General features: G+C 66.4%; 14 protein-coding genes. 6 read left to right on the top strand and 8 right to left on the bottom strand.

Going from position 1 to position 18,516, the window contains the following annotated elements; all coding sequences use genetic code 11:
* Positions 1-358: 358 nt before the first annotated feature.
* Positions 359-2,191: a response regulator gene (locus tag XINFAN_RS02665; RefSeq protein ID WP_124084954.1), complete on the top strand. Its 1,833-nt coding sequence runs from the start codon at positions 359-361 to the stop codon at positions 2,189-2,191.
* A gap of 19 nt (positions 2,192-2,210) precedes the next feature.
* On the opposite strand, the gene XINFAN_RS02670 is transcribed toward XINFAN_RS02665, so the two are convergent.
* From XINFAN_RS02670 to XINFAN_RS02705, 8 genes are all read right to left on the bottom strand, one after another.
* On the bottom strand, positions 2,211-4,682 hold the full coding sequence (locus XINFAN_RS02670; protein WP_124084955.1) for an ATP-binding response regulator: 2,472 nt from the start codon (positions 4,680-4,682) through the stop codon (positions 2,211-2,213).
* 21 nt (positions 4,683-4,703) lie between these two features.
* Positions 4,704-5,570: a type II secretion system F family protein gene (locus XINFAN_RS02675; protein WP_124084956.1), complete on the bottom strand. Its 867-nt coding sequence runs from the start codon at positions 5,568-5,570 to the stop codon at positions 4,704-4,706.
* 19 nt (positions 5,571-5,589) lie between these two features.
* Entirely contained in the window at positions 5,590-6,558 is a 969-nt protein-coding gene (locus XINFAN_RS02680) for a type II secretion system F family protein (protein WP_124084957.1), read from the bottom strand.
* 4 nt (positions 6,559-6,562) lie between these two features.
* Positions 6,563-7,948 carry a TadA family conjugal transfer-associated ATPase gene (locus XINFAN_RS02685; RefSeq protein ID WP_124084958.1) on the bottom strand — a complete coding sequence of 462 codons (1,386 nt, stop codon included), beginning with the start codon at positions 7,946-7,948 and terminating at the stop codon, positions 6,563-6,565.
* Positions 7,948-9,258, bottom strand: a complete 1,311-nt coding sequence (locus XINFAN_RS02690; RefSeq protein ID WP_124084959.1) for a CpaE/TadZ family protein — start codon at positions 9,256-9,258, stop codon at positions 7,948-7,950. The genes XINFAN_RS02685 and XINFAN_RS02690 overlap by 1 nt, the downstream gene beginning before the upstream one ends.
* Positions 9,252-10,151, bottom strand: coding sequence for a CpaB family protein (locus tag XINFAN_RS02695; protein ID WP_124084960.1), 900 nt, complete (start codon positions 10,149-10,151; stop codon positions 9,252-9,254). Before XINFAN_RS02695 ends, XINFAN_RS02690 begins: the two co-directional genes overlap by 7 nt.
* A 29-nt stretch (positions 10,152-10,180) precedes the next feature.
* Complete coding sequence (locus XINFAN_RS02700; protein ID WP_124084961.1) at positions 10,181-10,396, bottom strand: hypothetical protein; 216 nt, start codon at positions 10,394-10,396, stop codon at positions 10,181-10,183.
* Positions 10,397-10,485: 89 nt separating this feature from the next.
* Complete coding sequence (locus XINFAN_RS02705; protein ID WP_124084962.1) at positions 10,486-11,268, bottom strand: tetratricopeptide repeat protein; 783 nt, start codon at positions 11,266-11,268, stop codon at positions 10,486-10,488.
* A 444-nt stretch (positions 11,269-11,712) separates the two neighbouring features.
* Between XINFAN_RS02705 and XINFAN_RS02710 the strand changes: the two genes are divergently transcribed.
* From XINFAN_RS02710 to XINFAN_RS02730, 5 genes are all read left to right on the top strand, one after another.
* Positions 11,713-12,522: a BapA/Bap/LapF family prefix-like domain-containing protein gene (locus tag XINFAN_RS02710; protein ID WP_124084963.1), complete on the top strand. Its 810-nt coding sequence runs from the start codon at positions 11,713-11,715 to the stop codon at positions 12,520-12,522.
* 17 nt (positions 12,523-12,539) lie between these two features.
* On the top strand, positions 12,540-13,781 hold the full coding sequence (locus XINFAN_RS02715) for a TolC family protein (RefSeq protein ID WP_160144521.1): 1,242 nt from the start codon (positions 12,540-12,542) through the stop codon (positions 13,779-13,781).
* A 34-nt stretch (positions 13,782-13,815) separates the two neighbouring features.
* Positions 13,816-15,948, top strand: a complete 2,133-nt coding sequence (locus tag XINFAN_RS02720; protein ID WP_124084965.1) for a type I secretion system permease/ATPase — start codon at positions 13,816-13,818, stop codon at positions 15,946-15,948.
* A complete protein-coding gene (locus tag XINFAN_RS02725; protein ID WP_124084966.1) occupies positions 15,945-17,114 on the top strand; it encodes a beta-barrel domain-containing protein in 1,170 nt (389 codons plus the stop codon). Before XINFAN_RS02720 ends, XINFAN_RS02725 begins: the two co-directional genes overlap by 4 nt.
* Before the next feature lie 82 nt (positions 17,115-17,196).
* Complete coding sequence (locus tag XINFAN_RS02730) at positions 17,197-18,513, top strand: type II and III secretion system protein family protein (RefSeq protein ID WP_124084967.1); 1,317 nt, start codon at positions 17,197-17,199, stop codon at positions 18,511-18,513.
* Positions 18,514-18,516 lie beyond the last annotated feature (3 nt).

An 18,516-nucleotide genomic window follows, 5' to 3' on the forward strand; every position in this document is an offset into this window, starting at 1 on the left:
GAAATTCGTTGTAAGGATGGGATGCCATCACTAAAGTATGTATAGAACGTGATTATGGCTGTATGTCAATCACCACCCCCCGGTCTGCTCTGCCCGCACAGCGGCGGAGGGTGCGGATTTGTGACGATATTTTCGGAAAATCCGCCGGGACCACCCCGGGCCGCAGCCTTGAAACCGCGATTTCGTGTCTCTCGCCAAAAGCAACACAACAAATGGAAACACTCCCGCGATAGTGGCTGGAAGATGGAAGCAATCCTGAGCAAAGATCATCCGCGCCCGCCCTGCGAGCGGACGGGCGATATGTTGAAGTGGCGCAGCCAACAGGGCACTGTCCTGCCGCAACCCGAAGGAGCCTGATGTGATTCCTGCTCAACGAGAGCGTCCCCACGCCGGAGCTGCGGATAACGACCCTCTGGCGCTGCTTGCGGCAATCCTGGCCACCGACAGCCGCGGCACGATCGTCTTTTCCGCCAAAGGGGAATTGCTGCTGGCCAATGCCGCCGTGGGCGCGGCGCTTGTGGCGCAGTGGCATGGTTTCGGATCCTCTGCCGACTGGGCCCGGGCCCGCGATCAGGCCCGGCGGACGGGCAGCGCGCCGGTCGCGCTTACGCCGGGTCTTTCGGGCGAGCTGAGCCTTGTCGCCCCCGACGACTCCCAGGCCGGGTGGTATCTGCTGCGTCTGGCCGAAGATGCGGGCGAAAGCGAAGCGGCCCTGCGCGCGGGGCGGATCGCGGCCATGGCGCATGATCTGCGCGCGCCGCTGCAATCGCTGATGATCGCGGCGGATACCCTGGCCGGGCAGCCGGGCGGCGATGCCCGCGCGGCAGAGATCGGCGCGCTGGCGCAACTGGCGCTGGATCAGATGCGCAATCTGCTGGAAACCGCGCGGATGGACGAGGTTTCGGCCCATGTCGAGCCGGTCGAGACCTTCGATCTGACTGCGCTGGTGCGGGACATGGCGCGGCTTCTGGATCCGATCTGCCGGCGCAGCGACAACCATATCGTGCTGGAAATCCCCGAGCGGCCGCACTGGCACCGCGGCGCCCCGCATCTGATCCGCGCGGTGTTGCAGAACCTGATCACCAATGCCAACCGCTTCAACATGAACGGGCCGGTGACGGTGCGGCTGCGGCTGGATCCCTCGGAAAGCGAGGCCGAACCCGTGGTCACGCTGGAGGTCGAGGATGTCGGCCCCGGGTTGTCGGACGCCGAGCGCCAGCTTCTGCTGAAGCCGCGCCGCAGCCTGTCTCCTTCGGCCAGCGCCGGCGGCTATGGGATGGGCCTTGGCATCGTGTCGCGCGCGGTCTCACGGCTGCGCGGCAAGATCACCGCCGAACCCGGAGAGGAGCGCGGCACCCTGTTTCGCATCTCTTTCCCGCTGGGGATCGCGCAGGGGCCCGACGACACCGCGGCCCCCGCAGCCGGCAATCCGGTCAGTCTGGCCGGGCTGAAGATCCTCGTGGTCGAGGACAATCCGGTCAACCTCGCGATCCTGTTGCGCACGCTTGCCGATGCCGGGGCCGGAGCCGAAGGCGTGACCAGCGGTCAGGATGCGCTGAACCGGATCACCGCCACCGGCAGCGGTTTCGATCTGATCCTGCTGGACATCACCCTGCCCGATATCGACGGGATCGAAGTGGCCCGGCGGGTGCGCGCGGCCGAGACCGGCGACGAGTCCATCCTGATCGTCGGGCTGACGGCGCATGTCCGTGCGGTCGTGCATGGTTCGGGCCTTGCCGCCGGGATGAATCACATCCTGATCAAGCCGGTCAGCCCGTCGGAACTCCGCCGGGCGTTGCGCGCGCTGTGGGACGGTGTGCGCCCGCGGCAGCAGGATCATAAACAGGGGCGCGAAGTCGATATGATGCTGAACGAGAGGCTGGTCGAGGAACTGGTGGACGAAATGGGGCGCGAGGCCTCGCTGTCCTTCATGCGCCAGGCGCTGGCCGAGGCGCGCGAAGTGCTTGCCGTCTTCCGTTCGGGCGGAGACGATGCGCATATCCGCCACCGCATCCATTCGGCGATCGGCTCGGCCGGGCTAACCGGGCTGGCCGGGGTGGAATACGGGCTGCGGCGGTTGCAGGGCGATGCCCGCGCGGGCACCCGCAGCGACGAGGCGGCGGCGCTGGCCGCCGATATGATCGACAAAACCGGCGCACAACTGGAAAAGCTGGCCTCGGCCGCGGGCTGACGGCCGGGGCGTCGGCGGCTCAGCCGTCGCCCTCGTTCTCGGGCCGCGAGAAGAACTCGTCCGCCAGCCCCTTGAGCTGGGCGAAGCTGAGCGGCTTTTCCAGCGCGTAATTGGCGCCGGCCTCTTCCAGATCGCGGCATTCCGAGCCCATGGTCGAGGCGGTGATGCCGATGATCGGCAGATCCTTGTCGGTCCGGCGGATCTCGCGCACCAGTTCGCTGCCAACGAGACCGGGCAAGAGCTGATCGACCACCAGCATGTCGTATTGGTTGGCCCGGAACATCGCCAGCCCGTCGTCGCCGGTCTCGGCCCAGTCCACCTTCTGGAACAGTTTTCGCAGCCGGGCGCAGGTGATCTCGCCCACCAGCTTGTTGTCTTCGACCAGCAGCACGCTGCGGCTGGCATAGGCGGGGGTTACGTCACTCATCGTTGCGTTTTCCTGTTCTGCGTTGCGGGACGCCTGTTCCGCCCGCGCCGGATGGGTCAGGACGAACCTGCACCCCTTGCCGTCGCTTTGCAGAACCAGATCGCCCCCCATCAGCCGGATGGCCTTGCGGGCCGTGTAAAGTCCGAGGCCCGGGCGTTCCTCGGGGTTTTCGCCGCTGGTCTCGAACGGCTCGAAAATCCGGCGCCGGTGCTGTTCCGCGATCCCGACCCCATTGTCCGAGACCTGCCAGGTGACGGTCAGCTCGCCCCCGCTTCCCTTCATGACCAGGGCGCTGAGAACCACATCGGTGCCTTTGGAATGCACGATGGCATTGTGAACCAGCTTGGACAAGGCGATGAACACCCGGCTGTAATCGCAGCGGATCGACAGATCGCTGTGTTCGCTGGGGGCGGTGTGGATCACGATGCCGTTCGCCTCGGCGGCCGGGCGGAAGATGTCCAGGATCTGCTGCGAGATTTCCCGCACCGTAAAGCCGCCGCCGGCGCTCTGGCCGCCCTCGGCGCCGCTGCCGGCGCGCAGATCGTCGAGAATGGCGACGATGCGTTGCAGCGTCTTGTCGAAACTGGCGCTGACATCCTGCCAGTCCATGCCGGATTGCAGTTCCTCGGCCAGCATCGACAGGATGGCAATCGGTGTGCGCAATTCATGCGAGGCGATGGACAACAGCCTTTCCTCGCGCAGGACCGCCTCGCCCAGCAGTTTCTCGTAGCGCGCCAGGCGGGCGGCCAGCGCCTCCTCGCGGCGCAGCCTGACCAGTGCCAGCCAGGCGGTGGGGGGATCGTTGCGCAGGACATGGGCCTCGAACGTCTCTACCCGGGCCGCGTTCGTCTCGTCCTTCACCGTCAGTTGCAGGCGGACCGGATCCTCGCCCGCCTGCCCGGTCTGAAGCGCCTGGAGCAGATCGAGCACGCCGGAAAAGGCGGAATCGCGGAAAAGCTCGGCGAAGCTGGCGCTGTGATCGAAGCCGAGCGAGCGCCCCGAGCCCTGGGGGAAGCGCATGATCCGTTCCTCCAGGTCGAGCTGAACGATCCAGCAGCCCGCGGCCTCGTGGAAGCGCAGCGTCGCCTCGGCCGGCGGGGTGCCGATGCGGGTGATCGGATCGCCGCCGGGGACGCGCCGGTTGCCGCTGATCAGCACGGTTAGCATCAGGGCGACGGCGATGGCCTGGGCTCCGGCCACCGCCTGCGAAGCGGTGACGGCGAAGGCCAGTGCGGCGCCGGCCAGCGCCATGCCAAGCCCCATCAGCAGCGGCGGCTGGCGGATCAGCACGGTGCAGATCATCGTTCCCGCCAGCAGCAGGATCACGGCCGCGCCGGTCGTGCCGAGCACGCTGATGGCCGGAACGGTCTCGATCACGGCAGTCGCCGCCAGTGCGGCCACCGCCGCCAAGAGCGGCAGCGAGGCCGGGGCCGGATCCTGCGCCGGGTCCTGGAGCGCGGCCAGACCCTGAAGCAGCAGGCTGGCGGCGGTCAGGGCGTATAGTGCGCCAAGCAGCGGCGCGACCGGCGGCGCAGGGACGACACCCTGCCCCGTCAGCAAGGGCAGGGCGGATGCGGTCAGCCAGAAGCCCCCGCCCAGAATGATGCCCGCCAGTACCAGATGCGCGGGATGCGACAGAATCCGCGGATCGGTGTCGCTGCGCAGGCGCAGCAGATGCCGTGCCGCGCGGCAAAGCGCGGCAAGCCCGGCCCCGGCGACCCAGGCCAGCGCCACGGCCAGCGGGCTGACGGTTTGCACCGTCACCGCAGGGGGCCAGAACAGGCCCGACATCAGCGGCATCCCCGGCAGCAGAAACAGACCGAGGCCCGAGGCAAGCAGGAATGGCGTGGAGCTTCGCCCCGGCGTGGCGGCATGCAGTTCGGCCAGCACCAGATGGACCGCCACCGACCAGATCAGCGCGGCCAGAGGCATCGCCTCGCCCAGCCCCATCCCCGGAAACCCGCTCAGCACAAGCTGCGCCCCGAAGGTCGGGATCAGCACCGCGCAAAGCGCGGTCACGATGCGAAAGGTGTGGCGGGCGGATCGGATGGCTTGGGTTGGCATGGCCGGTATTTTCTTCGCGGATCAGAACGAGGTAGCGATGCGGTATACCGCCGGCGCCAGAAGCAGGATCAGCAGCGGGGGCACGGTGAACATCATCGTGCCCAGGGTCATCTTCGTCGGCAGGACATTCGCGCGCTCTTCGATCTTGCGCACCCGCCGGTCGCGCAGATCGGCGGCGAAAACCCGCAGGGTCTGGGCGATCGGCGTGCCCATCGAGGTGGATTGCACGATCACCGAGGCAAGCTGGCGCAGATCGTCGTTGTCGGTCTCCTGCGCCATCTTCAGCCAGGAATCCTGGCGCTCGGCCCCGGCCGCCAGCGCCTCGGTCAAAGCGGTGAAGCGGGCGGCCAGATCGGGATGCACCGGGCGCAGTTCGTCGGCGACCCGCATCACCGCCATATCGGTGGATTGCCCGGCCTCGACGCAGATCAGCATGAAATCCAGCGCATCAGGCAGCGCCAGCTCGATCCGCTTCATATAGGCCGCGCGGCGCTTGTCGATCACCACCACCGGCAGGAAATAGCCCATGACGCAGACGATCAGCATGACGCCAAGCCGGAAGGGCGGCGCAAGTTCCTCCAGCGCGGGCACGAGGCGGATCAGGATCAGCCCGGCGATCAGCCCGGCCAGCGCGCATCCCGCCTTGGCATAGAGAAACAGCCGCACCGCCGCCGGATGCTGGAATCCCGCCTGATACAACTGCTTGCGCAGTTCCGATGCGGCGGGCTGTTCGTCGGCCGAGACCAGTTGCAGATCCGGCGCGGCGGATTTCTTCCGCCCTGCCCAGGCCGAGGCGGGCGCGCGCTGGACGATCACCAGCGCCAGCGCCAGCATCAGGGCCGAGGCGATGAAGCCCCCCAGCAGAAGCCAGGCGCTCAGGGCCGTCATGCTGCACCCGCCTTTCGGATCATTCGATTTTCACCAGCCAGCGCATGAACAGGATATTCAGCGTCAGAAGCCCGCCCACCACCGCCAGCATCGGCAGAAAAAACGGCTTGTCGGAGATCTCTTCGAAATAGCCGGGGTTGATCGCCAGCAGCATGGTGGTGGCCAGCAGCGGGAAGAAGGACAGGAAGCGGCCCGACCATTTGGCCTCGGCGGTGATCGAGCGCACCTTGCGCCGCATCTGCTGGCGCCCGCGCGCGATGGCGCAGAGCCGTTCGATCACCTCGGCCAGATTGCCGCCGGATGCCGACTGGATCGAGACGGCGGCGGCGAAGAAACGCAGGTTCTGGTTCTGGCAGCGTTCCGCCATATCGCGCAAAGCCCGGACCGGATCCTGGCCATAGCTGATCCGGCGCGAGGTCTCGGCGAATTCGTCCGACAGGGGGGCGGTCAGCTCCTGCCCCACCGACTGGATGGCCGAGGCGACCGGCAGGCCGACCCGGAGCGAGCGCACGATCATGTCCAGCGCCTCGGGCACGGCGTCGTCGATTGCCGCCAGGCGGCGCCGGAAGCGCAGCCCGGCCCAGAAACGCCAGATCACGGCCGAAACCAGCAGCCCCGCCAGCGCCCCCAACAGAAGATTGGTGCCGGTGGCGGCATTGGCCAGGATCGCGACCAGCGTCGTCACCGACAGCACCAGCACCAGAGTGATCCGGCGCATCTCGGTGCCGAAAGCGGCCAGATTGTCCCGCCCCGGCGCCACCTTGATGACCCGCGCCCACCAGCGGGGCGGATCCTCGCGCCGCAGCGCCTGCTGCCCGGCGGCGCGGTCGCGGTCCTCGGGGCCGGCGGTTTCGACCGAGCCCGAGAACCGCCGGATCACCGCCCGTTGCAGCTTGCGGTAATTCTCGGACAGCGCCATCCCTGCGGCGGCGGTCAGCAGCAGCAGACCGAAGCCGAGCATGAGCGAGAGGATATGCGACAGCACCATCGCCTCAGATCCCGTAAAGATCGGCGGGCAGGTTGATGCCCCAGCGGCGGAAGCGGTCGGAATAAGCAGAGCGCACGCCCGAAGCGGCGAAATGGCCTTCGACCTTTCCGTCGGGGGCCACGCCGGTGTGCTCGAAGAAGAACAGCTCCTGCATGGTCAGCACATCGCCCTCGCAGCCGGTGATCTCGGTGATCGAGGTGATCTTGCGGCTGCCGTCCTGCAACCGGCTGACCTGGACGATCAGATTGACCGCGCTGGCCACCTGGCGGCGCAGCGCGCCGAGCGGGATCTCGATCCCGGCCATGGCGACCATGTTCTCCAGCCGGCTGGTGGCGTCGCGGGCGGAATTGGCGTGGATCGTGGTCATCGAGCCGTCATGCCCGGTGTTCATCGCCTGGAGCATGTCGATCACCTCGTCGCCGCGGGTCTCGCCCACGATGATCCGGTCGGGCCGCATCCGAAGCGCATTGCGCAGGCAGTCGCGCTGCGTCACCGCGCCCTTGCCTTCGATGTTCGGCGGCCGGCTCTCCATCCGCCCGACATGGGTCTGTTGCAGCCGCAGCTCGGCGGTGTCCTCGACGGTGATGATCCGCTCGCGCTTGCCGATATAGGCCGACAGCGCGTTCAGCAGCGTGGTCTTGCCCGAGCCCGTGCCGCCCGAGATGATGACGTTCAGCCGGCAGGCCACGGCCGCGCGCAGATAGGTCGCCATCCGGTCGCTGAGCGCGCCGAGGAAGGTGAGCTGGTCGAGGCTGAGCTTGTCCTTGCGGAACTTGCGGATCGAGACCAGCGTGCCGTCGAGCGCGATCGGCGCGATCACCGCATTGAGGCGCGAGCCGTCGGGCAGCCGCGCATCGACATAGGGCGTGGATTCGTCCAGCCGCCGCCCGACCGAGCCTACGATCTTTTGCAGGATCCGCCGCAGATGCGCCTCGTCCTGGAACTGCACGTCGGTCAGTTCCAAAAGCCCGCCCTGCTCGACGAAAACCTGCTCGGGCCCGTTGATCAGGATGTCGGAGACGGTTTCGTCGTTGATCAGGATCTCCAGCGGGCCAAGCCCCATCACCTCGTAATACAGATCCTCGACCAGCCCGTCGCGGTCCGAGCGGCTGACGGCGATGTTCTGCCGCGGAATCAGGTTCTTCAGGATGTTCGAGATCTCGGTCTTGATCTCGGCCTCGCTGGCCTGGATCAGCGCCGAAAGGTTCAGCGTCTCAAGCAGTTGCTGATGCGCCTGCTGGCGCAGCTCGGTCAGCTTGCGGCGGCGGTTGCGCGCGGCCCGGTTCTCGCCATCGGCCTCGGCTGCGGGCAGATCGGCGGGCAGGACGGGGCTGTCGGGCTTTGCCACGGCCGGATCGGCGGCCCTGTTCTGACGGAATTTGTCGAACATCAGGTGAGTCCTCCCACCGCGGCGGGCCGCTGGCCGGCATGTTCGCGCAGAAGCCGGGCCAGATCGCGGATCGCCAGCCGCAGCGGATTGTTCGGTGCGTGATCGGCCAGCGGCGTTCCGGCGTTGCAGGCTGCGGTGATTTCCTCGCCCGCCTCGGGCAGCAGTTGCAGAAAGCCCGGGCCGCAGCTTTTCGCGAATTCGTCGCGGGCCTCGCACCAGGCTTTGCCGGGTTTGCGCGGGGTGTGGTTCAGCAGCCAGAAAAGCCGGGTCGGCGCGATGGCTTCGGACCGGATCAGGTCGCGCAGCTTGGCCGCGTTCTGGGCCGAGCGCACATCCAGGGTGCAAAGCGCGAAAACCGCATCCGCCCCGGTAAAGGCGGCCTCGCTCCAGTCCAGGATCTGATGCGGCAGGTCCAGGATCACCAGATCGGCCTTTTCCCGCGCCAGCGCCAGGATGCGCCGCAGATCCGCGCCGGTGATGCCGTCCGCGGGCAGGATCTCGCCCGGTCCCGCGAAGACCAGAAGATTGTCGTCCCGCCGTTGCAGGCACAGATCGAAAGCCTCGGAATCCATCGTCGCGATATTGCGATAGGCGTCGAGCACCCGGGAATTGGCGGCAAGGTTCAGATAGGTGGCGACATTGCCGAACTGGAGGTTGAGGTCGATCAGGCAGACGCTGAGCTCAGGCATGTCGCGCGCCAGTTCCACCGCCAGATTGACCGCGAGCGCGGTTCCCCCCGCGCCGCCCGACAAGGGCTGGATCGCGAAGGTGCGGGCAGGGCCGGAAAGCGCCGCCGCCAGCGCCGTGGCCGGGGTCTCGGCGGGCTCCGCCGGTTCCGTCTGCGGCTGCTTTGCCGGGAACAGGCGCCGCCAGGAAAAGCCGCGCGCGGGCTTTTCCGTGCCAGACGAGGTTTCGGACGGCGCCGGGACCGTCGCGGCCGTCCTGAAGGGCGGGCCGTAAAGCACGGCGATCCCGGGATCCGGCTCCAGCCGCAGCCGCGATTTGGGCGGCAGCAGCACAGTGATCTTCGGCGAATGGCGTTTCGCCTCGGCGATGATGGCTCCGACCAGCCGCGGCGTCGCCTCTTTGCCCGCATCGGGTGCGATCACGATCTGATCGAAGGCGCCGCCATGATGGGTTTTCAGGAAATCGAACGCCTCGGCCAGGGTCAGATCGGTGCGCGCGGTTTGCCGGGGAAGCTGGGCGATCCAGGCCGAAAGCCGCAATACCGCGTCGATTCCGTCGCAGATCGAGCAGATCCGGCCCCCGTCCGCCGGTTCGGATGCGGCGCTTTCGCGGCCGTTCAGCATGGCACTTCCATCACCGAACGGCTGCCGGCGCGCACCACGGCCGTCGCGCAGGTCCTGCGCTCCTCACCGCCGGTGATGGTGGCGACCAGAGCGCCCGCGGGGCTGGCGGCAGAGCCGGAGGTGCCGCGCACCACCAGCGGCAGATCCTCAAGTTCGCCGGGTTCGAGCACCACTTCGCCGGTGGCGGTGTTGCGGCTGCCGTTCGCGGGCAGAATGTGGAAATAGCCGGTCTGGTCGGCCTGAAGCATCCGCAATGCCTCCTGTCGGGCTCCCTCAACGATCAGCTTGCCGCCGAGCGGCCCCTCGCCCGCCACGATGCCTTTCACCGCCGGATCGCCGGTTCCCCTGGACGCCGGCAGGGCAAGCACCCTGAGCGAGGCGCCGATCAGCCGGCTGTCGGTCAGCCCGCCGCCGAGGTTGCGGGTCCAGATCACGTCGACCTTGCTGCCCACCTGAAGCATCCCGTCGAAATCCGCTAGGTTGCGCGGGGCGATGGCGAAGGCGCGGGCATCGGCCGCCAGGATCAGCCCCGAGTCGTTCCCGCCGCCGGGCAAGGCCAGATCGCCGGCGAAGATCAGATCTCCCGCCGCGATATCGGTCAGGGCGACAAACGTGCCGGCTTCGCCCGGCTCGGGCAGCAGGGTCAGCACATTGGCGGGAAGGTAGTCGGCCGGAAGCCGCAGGCTGGTGAAATCCGCCGCCCGGATCACGGCGCCGCGCGCGATATCGGCTTTGGGCACCGGCACCGGCACGGTCTCGCCGAAGGCGCGCAGGCTGGTCCTGACGGCCGCAAGCTCGGTTTCCAGCGCGCGGGTGTAATGGAACGTGCCGAAGCCCGCGGCCAGTGCCAGCGCGATACCAAGCGATATCAGTGCGATGATCTTGAACCGCATGGATGCAACCCAGAGTTTAATGAGCGGGCCTAATCATCGCCTCCCCGCCCGACACCGTCAACCGCATCGGAGATGATGGTTTCAAGTTTAGTCGTGACATTCCGCGCGATGCTTCCGTTCAGGATGGCCGCAACCGTGGTGGCAAAGGCCACCACCGCCGCGGTCAGCACCACCCAGTCCACGGTAACCGCAGCGTTTTCATCCCGAAGGAAAGCAGCGGGAGCGAAACGAACGGGGCTTTTCACGCCTTCCTCCTGATGATCATGCGTCCAGGAGTGATTACACCCCTTTGTCGCATGATTACATCAAAAAGAGTATACCATACCCGCGGCGGTTACTGGAAAATCATAAAGCCTATGGGCTTGCCGGCCAGCCAGGCCTCACGCGCGGCGGCGTAATGGCGCAGAGTCGCGTCGATCTCGGCATCCGACATCATCCCCTGCAACATGGTGCGCGCATCCCGGCTGCGCCCGTCCAGCGCATAGGCGATGGCCATATTCGCCCGCACCGTATCTCCATGCGAGGGGTCGCGCAGCAGCTCCTCCATCAGCTTGATGCCGTTGCCGATGTCGCGCGACAGCACCTGCGACAAGGCGTAGTTGCTGAGCAGCGGGAAATTCGTCGGATAAGTCCGCAAGGCGCGGCGGTAAACCTCCTGCGCCTCGGTATGGCGGGACAGATAGTCCAGCGACACCGCCTTGCCGGTCAGCGCGGTCAGATTGTCACGGTCCAGCTTCAGCGCCTGGTCGAAATGCTCGATCGCGACCTTCGGATGCATTTCCTGAAGCGCCAGATTGCCAAGCTGGTTGTGCACCTCGGGATCGCGGCGGTTCAGCTCGCGCGCCCGGATCAGCGCATTCTGCGCCCGGCTGAACTGGCCCAGGGCGGTGTAGGATTTACCCAGCCCGATCAGCGCGGGAACGGATTTGGTATCCCGCGCGGCGGCAAGTTCGTAAAGACGGGCGGCTTCCCCGTAATCACCGATGGAATAGGCCGCCTCGGCCACCTGTCCGGTTTCCGAGGACTGCGGATTGTCCCCCGGCCCCGGCATGACGCAGCCGGCAAGAAACAGCGACAAACCCAGTGCCACCGCTGGCGCGACCCGGCGCGAACGCATTTTGCCCTCTTTCGCTTGGTGTAACGGGGGCACGATATCTCCTGTCGGCGGTAGGGTCTACAGGGGGATCAACCCTGGAGTGTTGCAGAACTGCCAGTCTAGTTCATACTCTAAAGAATTAACATACATACGAATGTTGATATTCTTTTACTTTAGTCTTATCAGCCCCACCGAAGCCTGCTGTGCCGCTGACGGTGGCATGCAGGAGGATTTGCGGGCCCGGCCCGGTTTTCCGGCGGATCTGCATCTTCGCCCGAAACCTGCCGGGCGATCAACCGGAGTAGTGCCGCCTTACTGCTTCGGGACTTGCTGTCGCCCTGTGCGACAGCTTTTTTTTTTGGCTGAGGGGGCCTCTTGGCAGGGGCCGTGCGCGGATGATATGGCATCAGGGAATCAGCCCGCAGCCCAGTGCCGCGACACCACTTTCCCGGGAGAATCGCGCAAATGGTTGAGATATTTACTGTTTCCGGCGGTCAGCAGGGGGATGCCACCCGTGCTGTTTCCAATGACATCCGTCTCTCCGGCCCCTCCGACGTGTATTTCGGTGCGGCGGCGGCGGGAATCGCCTATTACGAGAAATCCGGTTCCGACCTTCGGGTGACGCTGCTCGACGGCCAGGAGGTGATGGTCCGCAACTTCTTCGTAATCGGCGCGGACGGGGAATACAGCCGGCTGCTCGATGGCGGTGCGGGGGGCGAGGTCGAGGTCACCGGGCTGATTGCGCCCGAGCCCTTCATTCCGTCCGAGGCCGTGGTGCCTGCCGTTGCGGCGGTGGAGGACGAAAAACCCGTCGAGGTTGCGCCCACAGGCGCGCTGGCGGGCGGCGAAGAGATCGTCGCCGTTTCGGTCGATGGTGAGGCGCCCGCAGGTGGCGGCGGTGCCGCGGTCGGCACCTTCGGGGGGATGTCGCTGGATCGCGCGTTCTTCGGCGCGGCGATGATGCCGGTTATGGTGACGATGATCCGCGGCGGCGGTGACGACGACGCGACCCCCGTGCCGGTGCCACAGGCCCAGGCCGCGGCAGTGCAAGAGACGGTCGCCGAAGCGTCGGCGGATACGCCGATGGAGGCGGATACCGCGCTGCTGCTGGTCTCGATCTACGATGACGCCGCGCCGGCGGATACCGCGTCCGAAGCCGCTGGTTTCGCGCCGGAGGCCGCTGCGGATTCGTCCCTGACGGATTTCATCGCCTCGGGCTTCGATCTGACTTCCGCGCTGCTGGATGATCTCGCCATCCTTGCCATCGACGGATGAGCCGTCCGGGCGCTCTCATGTCCTTTGGCCCATTCCGTCTTGCCGGGATTCTGGCGTTGCTGCTGGCTGCGGGACAACCCGCTGCCGCCCAGTCGCTGAAAGAGGCGGTCCGGCTGGGGGCAGAGCGCGACCCGACCGTGGAATCGCTGCAACAGGCGGTGGCGCGCGAAACCACCAATATCGAGATCGCCAAAGACGGCAAACGCCCGCAATTCAGCGTCTCGGGCGCCACCAGCAGCACCGATGACGATCCGGCGCTGACCGTGACGGTCTCGCAGGTGCTGGTCGACTGGGGCCTGGTCAAAAGCCGGATCGCCGCCGCCTCGCATGCGCGGGTGAAGGTGGTGGCCGAGCTGAAGATGGCGGTCGAGGATCTGACGCTTCAGATTTCGGAACTCTATCTCGAACTGGAAATCCTCGATCAGAAGATCGCGGCAACCCAGACCTATATCGACTTCGCCACCCGGATCGAGGGTTTCTCGCGCAGCCGCGTGGCGGCGGGCCTGTCCGACAGCGCCGAGATCGCCCGCGCCCGGCTGGAGATCGCCCGCGCCGAACAGCGGATGGAGCAGTTGCGGGCCGACCAGATGATCACGCTCTCGCAGCTTGAGTTCATCCTGGGCAAGCCGGTCGCAAGCCCCGGCGTGCCGCCCGCGCTGTCGTTCACCGACCGTTTTTCCTCCAGCGCCAATGTGATCGCGGCCATCGTCATCGCTCCGGCCTATGTCGATGCGAAGGCCGATCTCGACATCGCGCTGGAAGGGATCAAGGCGGCCAAAGCCTCGAACAAGCCGAAGATCGTGCTCCAGGCCCAGGGCCGGCAGGATCTGACCGGCGGTCGCGGCCGCAGCGGCGCGATCGGGCTGACGGCGGGCGTCGATCTGAACAGCAGCTCCTTCAGCGGCCGTGCGGTGGTCGCCGCCGAGCAGGACCGCGCGGCGGCGGAATCACGGCTGAAGGCGGTAGAGCGCGATCTGCAAAACACCGTGCGGGTCTATGTCGAACAGATCCAGGTGCTGAAGGCCAATGAGGTCTCGCAGCGACGCCAGCTTGAACAGGCCCGCGAGGTGCTGGAGGCTTACGAACAGCAATTCGTGGGCGGCAGGCGCGAACTGATCGATCTGCTGACCACCGGCCGCGATCACTACGAAGCAGAAATCGACGAAATTGAGACATATAAAGAACGAAAATATACGGAATATGCTGCCGCACACTCCGTTGGTATGCTAGGCTCTCTTTTGTTTGAGGCCCGGCAGTAGAGACGGGCATAGAGTCTGCAACCGGAACGGGACCATGGCCGCCAGGGAAAACAGCGATCCGCTTGTTCTCGGACTGATCGAGATCTGCCGCGCGAACGGGATCGCGGCTTCGGCCGAGCGGCTGAGCGACGGGCTGCCCCGGGATGAGAACGGCCATCTCAGCCTGAACGCCACCGCCCGCGCCCTGCGCCGGGTGAACATGAGTTGCCGGATCGCCGGAGCCGACAGGCTGGATGCGATCCCGCCCGAGGCGCTGCCCGTCCTTCTGTTCCTGAAAGACGGCGCCACCGCGATGCTGGAGGCGCTGGAAGGCGAAAGTGCCACGCTGGTGCTGCCGCAGACCGGCGGCGGACGGGTGCAGCAAAGCCGGGCGGAACTGGCCGCCGCCTGGGACGGCCGCTTTCTCGCGTCAAAGCCGGTGGACGTGGTCTCTGCCCGGCTGGACGGGAGCGACCCCGACCGGCAGCACTGGATCCTCGGGCCGATCCTCGGCAATCTGACGATCTACCGCGATGTCTTCCTCGCCTCTTTCGTGGCCAGCCTGCTGGCGGTCTCGACGGCGATGTTCTCGATGCAGGTCTACGACCGCGTGGTGCCGAATCAGGTGTTCGACACGCTGTGGATCCTTGCCAGCGGCGTGGGCCTCGCCATCGCGCTGGAATTCGTGCTGCGGATGATGCGCGCCCGGCTGATCGACGTTTCCGGCCGCGATCTCGATCTGACGCTTTCGGCCCGGCTGTTCGAGCATGTCGCCAATCTGCGGCTGTCGCATCAGCCGCGCTCGACCGGGGTCTTCGCCAACCAGGTGCGCGATTTCTCGACCGTGCGCGAATTCTTCACCTCGGGCACCGTGGCGGCGATCTGCGACATTCCCTTCGTGCTGATCTTCATCGGCATCATCGCCTTCATCGGCGGGCCGGTGGCGCTGGTGGTGCTGGTGGGCGGCGTGCTGATGATCGGGCCGGGGCTGCTGATGCAGCGCAGCCTGGCGAAAGCCTCGCGCCAGAACACCCGCGAAAGCGCGGCGCTGAACGGTCTGCTGCTGGAGACGGTGTCCAATCTGGAAACCGTCAAGGCGGCCCGGGCCGAGGGGCGGCTGCACCGCGCCTATGTGCAACTGACCGCGACCATGGCCGAAACCGCCATCAAGGCGCGCGAGCAGACGACGTTCCTTGGCCAGATCTCGGCCTCGACGCAGCAGCTCTGCTACGGGCTGGTTGTGGTGGTCGGCGTCTATCAGATCGCGGCGGGCAGCATGACCACCGGCAGTCTGATCGCCTGCACGCTGCTGACCAGCCGGACGCTGGCGCCGCTGGCGCAGGTGGCGGGGCTGCTCGCGCGCTGGCAACAGGTGCGCGCGGCGATGGAGAACCTCGACAACATCATGGAAATGCCGGTCGAACGCCCGGCCGACCGCCATTACCTGCGCGCCTCGGACATCCGTGGCGCCTATACGGTCCAGGACGTGACCTACGCCCATGACAAAGAGGGCGGCCAGGTCCTGAACATCCACGCCCTCTCGGTGCGACCGGGCGAGCGGATCGCGCTTCTGGGCGGCAACGGCGCCGGGAAGTCCACCTTCCTGCGGCTGATGGCGGGGCTGACCGATCCGGCGGGCGGAACCATCCTGCTCGACAACCTGGCGCTGGCGCAGATCGACCCGATCGACCGGCGCCGCCAGATCGGCTATCTGCCGCAGACCGCGGCTTTGTTCCAGGGCACCCTGCGCGAGAACCTCTTGCTCGACCATGGCCTTCACAGCGACGAGGAACTGTTCGAGACGCTGGACGCGGTGGGTCTGGGCCGCCACGTGCGCAAACATGTGCGCGGGCTGGACATGCAGCTTTACGGCAATGCCAATGTATCGGGCGGCCAGCGCCAGGCCATCGGGCTGGCGCGGATCATCCTCCAGGATCCGCGGGTGGTGATCCTGGACGAGCCGACCTCGGCCTTCGATCACGCGACCGAGCAGCATGTGGTGCAGTTCCTGAAGACCTGGCTCGAAGGCCGCACCGCGATCATCGCCACCCACAAGCGCGAGCTGCTGGCGCTGACCGAGCGCGCGGTGGTGCTGAAGGACGGCGCTGTCGCCCATGACGATGCGCTCGGCAAGATCATGGAACTGGCGCGCGCCACGGCCACCCAGCAGGTGAAGGCGGTGAAATGAGCCAGACCGATTTCAGCCCCGACTACCTCGACGGCAGTTTCCGCCGCAGATCGCTGATCACCGCGCGCCGCACCGTCTGGCTGGTGGCGGCCTCGCTCTTGGTGGCGCTGCTCTGGGCGGCCATCGCCCAGATCAACGAGATTACCCGCGGCGACGGCACCGTGATCCCCTTGCGGCGGATGCAGACGATCCAGAGCCTCGAAGGCGGCATCCTCTCGGAACTTCTGGTGCATGAGGGCGATCTGGTGAAAGAGGGCCAGATCCTCGCCCGGATGGATGCGACGCGGTTCCGCTCGGCCTGGCTGGAGACCCGGGCCGAGATCGACACGCTCCAGGCCGAAATCGCCAGGCTGGAGGCCGAGGTGATGGAAAGCGACACCATCGTCTTCGACGGCGCCGACAGCGATCTGCGTGCCAACGAGCAGCGCCTGTTCAACGCGCGCCGCACCAAGCTGAACGAATCCATCGCCGCCGCCGAGGCCGAACGCGCCGCCATCGTGGCCCAGGTCGAGATCACCGCGCCCCTGGCCGAACAGGGCTCGGTCAGCAAGGTCGATCTTCTGCGCCTGCGCCAGCAGGAGGCCGCCCTTCAGGGCCGCATCAGCGAATTGCGCAACAATTACGTACAGGAAGCCTACAGCGATCTGGTGGCCAAGAAGGGCCGTTTGGTCGCGCTGGAGCAGCAACTGATCCAGAAACAGGACCAGCTCGACCGGACCGAGATCCGCTCGCCGGTGTCGGGGCGGGTGAACACCGTCAAGATCACCACGCTCGGCGGCGTGGTCCAGCCCGGCGAGGCGATCATGGAGGTCACCCCGGTCGACGACCAGCTGATGATCGAGACGAAGGTCTCGCCGCGCGACGTGGCCTTCATCGCGCCCGGGATGCCTGCCAGCGTGAAGATCACCGCCTATGATTTCTCGATCTATGGCGACCTGCGCGGCACGGTGACCCAGATCAGCGGCGACACCGTGGAAGAGGAAACCGTGAACGGCGTGCAGGCTTTCTACCGCGTCATGGTGACGACCGAGAAAAGCTATCTCGAACGCAATGGCGAGCAGCTGCCGATCCGGCCCGGCATGGTCGCCCAGGTCGATATCGAATCCGGCACCCGGTCGGTGCTGAGCTACCTCACCCGGCCCATCCTGCGGGCCCGGTTGCGTTGAGGTTGTTGCGCAAACAACTACGGGTGGTATTGATGGGTTATGAGCCTCGGGCGGAAGCGCCCGGGAGGGAAGGAATGAACTGATGCCCGGGAAGATTATCGCCGCGCTGGCGCTGTTCCTTTTGCTGTCGCTGGCCGGTCTGACCGAGGCGCAGCAGGTCTGGAGCGTGGGGCGCGGCAAGCTGGAGCTGAACGTCACCGAAGCCAAGTTCATCAAGCTGGAACAACCTGCCACGGCGGTGTTCCTGTCCAACCCCGCTGTGGCCGAGATCGACCTGCAATCGGCGCGATATCTTTACATCGTCGGCCGCAGCATCGGGGAGACCAACCTTTTCGTGCTGGGCGAAAACGACGAAGAGATCCTCAGCACCACGATTTCCGTCGGCATCGACGCCGACCGGCTTGCCGCCGCAGCGAAAAGTTCGGTCAGCGGCGGCTCGGTTTCTGTCAGCACGGTCGAGGGTGCGGTTTTCCTCAGCGGCCGGGTGCGCAGCGAAGACGATGCGGCGACCGCAGGCGATGTGGTGGCGGCGCTGCTTGGCGAAAATGCGGTGATCGTCAACCGGCTTGAGGTCGAAACCGCAGCCCAGGTCAATCTGCATGTGCGCATCGCCGAGGTGTCGCGCTCGATCAGCGAAGACCTGGGGATCAGCCTGTCCGCCTCCAGCAGCAACGGGCGGCGCAGTTTCACCCCGCCCGCCTCCGCCGGTGGCGGGTTCGAGATCAGCATCGGCAGCGGCTCGCGCAACGTCAATCTGGTGCTGGATGCTTTGGCGAAGAACGGGCTCGTCACCATCCTGTCCGAGCCCAATCTGACGGCCCGCTCGGGCGAGACCGCGACCTTCCTCGCCGGCGGGCGCTTTCCCTATCCAAGCGAGAACGACGAGGGCAAGGTCAGTTATCAGCTCGAACCGATCGGGGTAGAACTGGAATTCACCCCGACGGTGTTCGATCAGAACAAGATCCGGCTTAAGATCGACACGCGGGTGCGCGACATCGACCCCGCCACTTCGGTCGATGCCGCGGTGCCCGCCCTGTCCGAGCGCAGCGCCACCACCACGGTGGAACTGGGCAGCGGCCAAAGTTTCGCCATCGCAGGCATGTTCCATACCGACAGCGTGCAGACGCTGAGCGGTCTGCCGGGGCTGGTGAACCTGCCGATCATCGGCGCGCTGTTCCGTTCGTCGAAGTTCGCGCGCGGCGAGACCGAACTGGTGATCATCGTCACCCCCTATCTGGTCGAGCCGACCAGCCCCGACAATCTGCGCACCCCCGTCGATGGGGTAAGGCCGGTCTCGGGCGGGATCGAGCAGATGGTGACGGGCCAGATGTCGAAAACCATCCGCCCGGGCGAAAAGGGCCAGTCCAAAGTCCGGCGCGGCGGATTTCTTCTGCAATAGGAC

The sequence above is a fragment of the Pseudogemmobacter humi genome (genome assembly GCF_900609055.1).
Lineage (GTDB): Bacteria > Pseudomonadota > Alphaproteobacteria > Rhodobacterales > Rhodobacteraceae > Pseudogemmobacter > Pseudogemmobacter humi.